This is a genomic window from Streptomyces sp. BF23-19 (assembly GCF_041106355.1).
Taxonomy (GTDB): Bacteria; Actinomycetota; Actinomycetes; order Streptomycetales; family Streptomycetaceae; genus Streptomyces; species Streptomyces virginiae_A.
The window spans coordinates 48271-55091 of sequence record NZ_JBGBPT010000064.1; the positions used below are offsets into that span (position 1 = coordinate 48271).

The following is a 6821-nucleotide window of genomic DNA, read 5'->3' on the forward strand; positions in this document are numbered from 1 at the left end:
TTAGTCGGAAGGCACTGATGTGAACCCTCTGGTTCAGCTCGCGGCCGAAGAGGCGGAAAACCCCCTCATCCCGCCGATCCCCGAGCTCGTCATCGGTCTGATCGCCTTCGTCATCGTCTTCGGTTTCCTCGCGAAGAAGCTCCTCCCGAACATCAACAAGGTTCTGGACGAGCGTCGCGAGGCCATCGAGGGCGGTATCGAGAAGGCTGAGGCCGCTCAGACCGAGGCCCAGAGCGTGCTGGAGCAGTACAAGGCCCAGCTCGCCGAAGCCCGGCACGAGGCCGCGCGCCTGCGCCAGGAAGCGCTGGAGCAGGGCACTGCGCTCAAGGAAGAACTGCGCGCAGAGGGCCAGCGGCAGCGTGAGGAGATCATCGCTGCCGGCCACGCCCAGATCGCGGCGGACCGTAAGGCCGCCTCTCAGGCGCTGCGTCAGGACGTTGGCAAGCTCGCCACCGACCTGGCCGGAAAGCTCGTCGGCGAGTCCCTCGAGGACCACGCCCGGCAGAGCCGCACCATCGACCGCTTCCTCAGCGAGCTTGAGGAGAAGGCCGAGGCGGCCCGATGAACGGAGCGAGCCGCGAGGCGCTGGCCTCCGCGCGTGAGCGTCTCGACGCGCTGACGGACAACACGTCCGTCGACGCGGCGAAGCTCGCCGGTGAGCTGGCCGCCGTCACCGCGCTGCTCGACCGTGAGGTCTCGCTGCGTCGGGTCATCACGGACCCGGCGCAGTCCGGCGAGGCCAAGGCCGAGCTGGCCGGTCGCCTGCTCGGCGGACAGGTCGGCGGGGAAACCCTCGACCTGGTGTCCGGCATGGTCCGGTCCCGCTGGTCGCAGTCCCGCGACCTCGTGGACGCGCTGGAGGAGCTGGCGGCCACCGCCGACCTCACGGCCGCCCAGCGGGGTGGCGCGCTCGACAACGTCGAGGACGAGATCTTCCGCTTCGGCCGGATCGTCTCCTCGAACACCGAGCTGCGCGCCGCGCTGACCGACCGCGGCGCCACCGCCGCCGCCAAGAGCGAGCTGCTGCGCAGCCTGCTCGGCGGCAAGGCGAACGCCGTCACCGAGCGCCTGGTGATCCGTCTTGTCACGCAGCCGCGTGGACGTAGCCTGGAAGCGGGACTCGAGTCCCTTTCCACGCTCGCCGCCGAGCGCCGCAATCGCATGGTCGCCACGGTGACCAGCGCGGTTCCGCTCAGCGACGTGCAGCGGGCGCGTCTCGGCGCTGTGCTGGCCAAGCTGTACGGCCGACAGATGCACCTGAACCTCGACGTGGACCCCGAGGTCCTCGGCGGGATCTCGGTGCGAGTCGGCGACGAGGTCATCGACGGCACCATCGCGGACCGCCTCGCCGAGGCGTCGCGCCGCATGGCCGGCTGACCAGCCACCAATAGAACAGAAGCATTCCTAGCGGCCCGGTTGGGCCGTGCAGAACTTGCAGAAGATTCCTGGGGGTCGCCCCCAGACCCCTAAGAAGCTTCAGGCCCAACAAGGAGAGCAGGGAACCCAGATGGCGGAGCTCACGATCCGGCCGGAGGAGATCCGGGACGCACTGGAGAACTTTGTCCAGTCGTACCAGCCGGACGCGGCCTCGCGCGAGGAGGTCGGAACGGTCAGCGTTGCCGGCGACGGCATCGCGAAGGTGGAGGGTCTGCCCTCCGCCATGGCGAACGAGCTGCTGAAGTTCGAGGACGGCACCCTCGGTCTCGCCCTCAACCTCGAGGAGCGCGAGATCGGTGCGGTCGTCCTCGGCGAGTTCAGCGGTATCGAGGAGGGCCAGCCGGTGCAGCGCACCGGTGAGGTGCTCTCGGTCGGCGTCGGCGAGGGCTACCTCGGCCGCGTCGTCGACCCGCTCGGCAACCCGATCGACGGTCTCGGCGAGATCGCGACCGAAGGCCGTCGCGCCCTGGAGCTCCAGGCTCCTGGCGTCATGGTCCGTAAGTCCGTCCACGAGCCGATGCAGACCGGCTACAAGGCCATCGACGCCATGGTGCCGGTCGGCCGCGGTCAGCGTCAGCTGATCATCGGTGACCGTCAGACGGGTAAGACCGCTCTGGCCGTCGACACGATCATCAACCAGCGCGACAACTGGCGCTCGGGCGACGTGAACAAGCAGGTTCGCTGCATCTACGTCGCCATCGGCCAGAAGGGCTCGACCATCGCGTCCGTTCGCGGCGCCCTGGAAGACGCCGGCGCGCTCGAGTACACGACGATCGTCGCCGCCCCGGCGTCCGACCCGGCCGGCTTCAAGTACCTGGCGCCGTACACCGGTTCCGCCATCGGCCAGCACTGGATGTACGCCGGCAAGCACGTCCTGATCATCTTCGACGACCTGTCGAAGCAGGCCGACGCCTACCGCGCCGTGTCGCTGCTGCTGCGCCGCCCGCCGGGCCGCGAGGCCTACCCGGGTGACGTCTTCTACCTGCACTCCCGTCTGCTGGAGCGCTGCGCGAAGCTGTCCGACGACATGGGTGCCGGTTCGATGACCGGTCTGCCGATCGTCGAGACCAAGGCGAACGACGTGTCGGCGTTCATCCCGACCAACGTCATCTCCATCACCGACGGCCAGTGCTTCCTGGAGTCCGACCTGTTCAACGCGGGCCAGCGCCCGGCGCTGAACGTCGGTATCTCGGTCTCCCGCGTCGGTGGCTCCGCCCAGCACAAGGCCATGAAGCAGGTTTCCGGCCGTCTGCGTCTGGACCTGGCCCAGTACCGCGAGCTGGAGGCGTTCGCCGCCTTCGGTTCCGACCTGGACGCCGCTTCGAAGGCTTCGCTGGAGCGCGGCAAGCGCCTGGTCGAGCTGCTGAAGCAGGGCCAGTACCAGCCGATGCCCGTCGAGGAGCAGGTCGTCTCCGTCTGGGCCGGCACCACCGGCAAGATGGACGACGTTCCGGTCGCCGACGTCCGTCGCTTCGAGTCGGAGCTGCTGGAGCACCTGCGCCGCGAGCGCAAGGACCTCCTCACCTCCATCGCCGACGGCGGCAAGATGTCGGACGACACCCTGTCCTCCATCGCGGACGCCATCGCTTCCTTCAAGCGCCAGTTCGAGACCTCGGACGGCAAGCTCCTGGGCGAGGACGCACCGGCCGTCAACGTCTCCAAGTGACGACGGAAGGGACCTGACTCATGGGAGCGCAGCTCCGGGTCTACAAGCGTCGCATCCGTGCCATCACGGCGACCAAGAAGATCACCAAGGCGATGGAGATGATCGCCGCCTCGCGCATCGTCAAGGCGCAGCGCAAGGTGGCGGCATCGATGCCGTACGCGACCGAGCTCACCCGTGCGGTGACCGCGGTGGCGACCGGCTCGAACACCAAGCACGCCCTGACCACCGAGGTCGAGGCGCCGACCCGTGCCGCGATCGTGCTCATCACGAGCGACCGCGGTCTGGCCGGCGGCTACTCCTCGAATGCCATCAAGCAGGCGGAGCGGCTCACCGAGCGGCTGCGCGGCGAGGGCAAGGAGGTCGACACGTACATCGTCGGCCGTAAGGGTCTGGCCTACTACGGCTTCCGCGAGCGCAAGGTCGCGGATTCGTGGACCGGCTTCACCGACAGCCCGGCCTACGCCGACGCCAAGCGCGTCGCGGGGCCGCTGATCGAGGCCATCCAGCTGGAAACGGCCGAGGGTGGCGTCGACGAGCTGCACATCGTCTACACGGAATTCGTGTCGATGATGACGCAGAACCCGGTCGACGGCCGGATGCTGCCGCTCAGCCTCGATCAGGCTCCGGAGGAGACCGGTACGAAGGGCGAGATCCTTCCGCTGTTCGACTTCGAGCCGTCGGCGGAGGACGTCCTCGACGCCCTGCTGCCGCGCTACGTCGAGAGCCGTATCTACAACGCACTGCTGCAGTCGGCCGCTTCTGAGCACGCCGCCCGCCGCCGCGCGATGAAGGCGGCGACCGACAACGCCGGAGACCTCATCAAGAGCCTCTCCCGGCTTGCCAACGCGGCCCGCCAGGCCGAAATCACCCAGGAAATCAGCGAGATCGTCGGTGGCGCGAGCGCCATGGCTGACGCGACCGCGGGGAGTGACAAGTAATGACGACCACTGTTGAGACGGCCGCCGCCACGGGCCGCGTCGCCCGGGTCATCGGCCCGGTCGTCGACGTGGAGTTCCCCGTCGACGCCATGCCCGAGATCTACAACGCGCTGAAGGTCCAGGTCGCCGACCCGGCCGAGGACGGCGCGCTCAAGACCCTGACCCTCGAGGTCGCGCAGCACCTGGGTGACGGCCTCGTCCGTACCATCTCGATGCAGCCGACCGACGGTCTGGTCCGCCAGGCCGCGGTGACCGACACGGGCGAGGGCATCACCGTCCCCGTCGGTGACTTCACCAAGGGCAAGGTGTTCAACACCCTCGGTGAGGTGCTGAACTACCCGGAGGAGAACGCCAACGTCACCGAGCGTTGGCCGATCCACCGCAAGGCGCCTCGCTTCGACGAGCTCGAGTCGAAGACCGAGATGTTCGAGACCGGCGTCAAGGTCATCGACCTTCTCACCCCGTACGTCAAGGGTGGAAAGATCGGTCTGTTCGGTGGTGCCGGTGTCGGTAAGACCGTTCTGATCCAGGAAATGATCTACCGCGTCGCCAACAACCACGACGGTGTGTCGGTGTTCGCGGGCGTCGGTGAGCGTACCCGTGAGGGCAACGACCTCATCGAGGAGATGGCCGACTCCGGCGTCATCGACAAGACGGCGCTCGTCTTCGGCCAGATGGACGAGCCCCCGGGCACCCGTCTGCGCGTCGCCCTGGCCGGTCTGACCATGGCGGAGTACTTCCGCGATGTGCAGAAGCAGGACGTGCTCTTCTTCATCGACAACATCTTCCGGTACACCCAGGCGGGTTCCGAGGTGTCGACCCTGCTCGGCCGTATGCCCTCCGCGGTGGGTTACCAGCCGAACCTGGCCGACGAGATGGGTCTCCTCCAGGAGCGCATCACCTCGACCCGTGGTCACTCGATCACCTCGATGCAGGCGATCTACGTCCCCGCGGACGACCTGACCGACCCGGCGCCGGCGACCACCTTCGCCCACCTCGACGCGACGACGGTTCTTTCCCGTCCGATCTCCGAGAAGGGCATCTACCCGGCCGTGGACCCGCTGGACTCGACGTCCCGCATCCTCGACCCGCGGTACATCGCGGCGGACCACTACGCCACGGCGATGCGCGTCAAGGGGATCCTGCAGAAGTACAAGGACCTCCAGGACATCATCGCGATCCTCGGTATCGACGAGCTGGGCGAGGAGGACAAGCTCGTTGTCCACCGTGCCCGTCGTGTCGAGCGCTTCCTGTCGCAGAACACGCACGTCGCCAAGCAGTTCACCGGCGTCGACGGTTCGGACGTTCCGCTCGACGAGTCGATCGTGGCCTTCAACGCGATCTGCGACGGAGACTACGACCACTTCCCCGAGCAGGCGTTCTTCCTGTGCGGTGGCATCGAGGACCTGAAGGCCAACGCCAAGGAGCTGGGCGTCTCCTGATCCGGCGCGCTCCTCACGGAGCGCATCCGGTTCGCAGGTTTCTAGGAGAGGGGCGGGTGTGTCCCGTCCCTCTCCCCACGCCCATTAGAATTTGACCCAACACCCGGCCGACCCGCCGGGTGGTGACCCGAGGAGCCACCTTGGCTGCTGAGCTGCACGTCGAGCTGGTCGCGGCGGACCGCAATGTCTGGTCCGGCGAGGCCACCCTTGTTGTCGCCCGCACCACGTCCGGCGACATCGGCGTCATGCCCGGTCACCAGCCGCTTCTCGGTGTGCTGGAATCGGGCCCGGTGACCATCCGTACCAGCGACGGCAACACCGTCGTCGCCGCGGTGCACGGCGGTTTCATCTCGTTCGCGGACAACAAGTTGTCCCTGCTGGCCGAGATCGCCGAGCTCGCGGACGAGATTGACGTCCAGCGTGCGGAGCGGGCACTGGAGCGCGCGAAGGCGGAGGCCGATGCGGCCGCCGAGCGTCGCGCTGATGTCCGGCTGCGCGCCGTAACGGGCTGAACGCCCGTCGGAGTTTGATCGTTTGAGTCCCGGGGGGCGACCGCCGGGACTCAGCAGACCTCAGCCGCGGTCCGTGCTGGAATTTTCCAGACCGGGTCGCGGCTGAGGCGATGCGGGTCCTCCCCCAGACTCCGTCTGGGAGGGGCCCCCGGTTTCTCATGTGTATTCGATGAGCGAGGAGGTCGGTGAAGATGCTCCTCGCTCTGCTTGTGAGCGGCCTGGTCGTAACCCTGGTGGTGATCGGGCTGTTTGTCTTCGGGCTGCGCCGCAGGCTCATCCAGCGGTCCGGCGGCACCTTCGACTGCAGCATGCGCTGGGGTGTGTCCGAGGAGCCCGACATCTCCGGCAAGGGCTGGGTGTACGGGGTCGCGCGCTACAGCGGTGACCGGATCGAGTGGTTCCGGGTGTTCTCGTACTCCCCGCGCCCGCGCCGGCTGCTGGAGCGGTCCTCCATCGAGGTCGTCGCCCGCCGCGCCCCGGAGGGCGAGGAGGAGCTGGCGCTGCTCTCCGACGCCGTCGTGCTCGGCTGTGTCCACCGGGGGACCCGCCTGGAGCTGGCGATGAGCGACGACGCGCTGACCGGCTTCCTGGCGTGGCTGGAGGCGGCGCCTCCCGGCCAACGGGTGAATGTGGCCTAAATTCCTTTCCCGTTGCCTGGGGGTCCCCCCGGACGAAGTCTGGGGGAGGGTGAATGTGGCCTAAATTCCTTTCCCGTTGCCTGGGGGTCCCCCCGGACGAAGTCTGGGGGAGGGTGAATGTGGCCTAAATTCCTTTCCCGTTGCCTGGGGGTCCCCCCGGACGAAGTCTGGGGGAGGGTGAATGTGGC

General features: G+C 67.8%; 7 protein-coding genes. All 7 read left to right on the forward strand.

Annotated features, from left to right (window positions below; all coding sequences use genetic code 11):
• Positions 1 to 19 precede the first annotated feature (19 nt).
• The 7 genes from AB8A24_RS30155 (at position 20) to AB8A24_RS30185 (ending at position 6633) form a co-directional block, all read left to right on the forward strand.
• Positions 20 to 565: a F0F1 ATP synthase subunit B gene (locus tag AB8A24_RS30155; RefSeq protein ID WP_030008696.1), complete on the forward strand. Its 546-nt coding sequence runs from the start codon at positions 20 to 22 to the stop codon at positions 563 to 565.
• Positions 562 to 1377: a F0F1 ATP synthase subunit delta gene (locus AB8A24_RS30160; RefSeq protein WP_328961636.1), complete on the forward strand. Its 816-nt coding sequence runs from the start codon at positions 562 to 564 to the stop codon at positions 1375 to 1377. Before AB8A24_RS30155 ends, AB8A24_RS30160 begins: the two co-directional genes overlap by 4 nt.
• Before the next feature lie 130 nt (positions 1378 to 1507).
• Complete coding sequence (gene atpA / locus AB8A24_RS30165) at positions 1508 to 3103, forward strand: F0F1 ATP synthase subunit alpha (RefSeq protein WP_328961635.1); 1596 nt, start codon at positions 1508 to 1510, stop codon at positions 3101 to 3103.
• Positions 3104 to 3123: 20 nt separating this feature from the next.
• A complete protein-coding gene (locus tag AB8A24_RS30170) occupies positions 3124 to 4041 on the forward strand; it encodes a F0F1 ATP synthase subunit gamma (RefSeq protein WP_030720900.1) in 918 nt (305 codons plus the stop codon).
• Complete coding sequence (gene atpD, locus AB8A24_RS30175; RefSeq protein ID WP_266379857.1) at positions 4041 to 5483, forward strand: F0F1 ATP synthase subunit beta; 1443 nt, start codon at positions 4041 to 4043, stop codon at positions 5481 to 5483. Before AB8A24_RS30170 ends, atpD begins: the two co-directional genes overlap by 1 nt.
• A 140-nt stretch (positions 5484 to 5623) precedes the next feature.
• On the forward strand, positions 5624 to 5995 hold the full coding sequence (locus tag AB8A24_RS30180; RefSeq protein WP_030008701.1) for a F0F1 ATP synthase subunit epsilon: 372 nt from the start codon (positions 5624 to 5626) through the stop codon (positions 5993 to 5995).
• 191 nt (positions 5996 to 6186) lie between these two features.
• Positions 6187 to 6633 (forward strand): DUF2550 domain-containing protein, encoded by a 447-nt coding sequence (locus AB8A24_RS30185; RefSeq protein WP_266379854.1) that lies wholly within the window; start codon positions 6187 to 6189, stop codon positions 6631 to 6633.
• Positions 6634 to 6821: the final 188 nt, after the last annotated feature.

Coding starts and splice junctions, on each gene's coding strand:
- AB8A24_RS30160 (WP_328961636.1), top strand. CDS start 562: ATGAACGGAGCGAGCCGCGAGGCGCTGGCCTCCGCGCGTGAGCGTCTC.
- atpA (WP_328961635.1), top strand. CDS start 1,508: ATGGCGGAGCTCACGATCCGGCCGGAGGAGATCCGGGACGCACTGGAG.
- AB8A24_RS30170 (WP_030720900.1), top strand. CDS start 3,124: ATGGGAGCGCAGCTCCGGGTCTACAAGCGTCGCATCCGTGCCATCACG.
- atpD (WP_266379857.1), top strand. CDS start 4,041: ATGACGACCACTGTTGAGACGGCCGCCGCCACGGGCCGCGTCGCCCGG.
- AB8A24_RS30185 (WP_266379854.1), top strand. CDS start 6,187: ATGCTCCTCGCTCTGCTTGTGAGCGGCCTGGTCGTAACCCTGGTGGTG.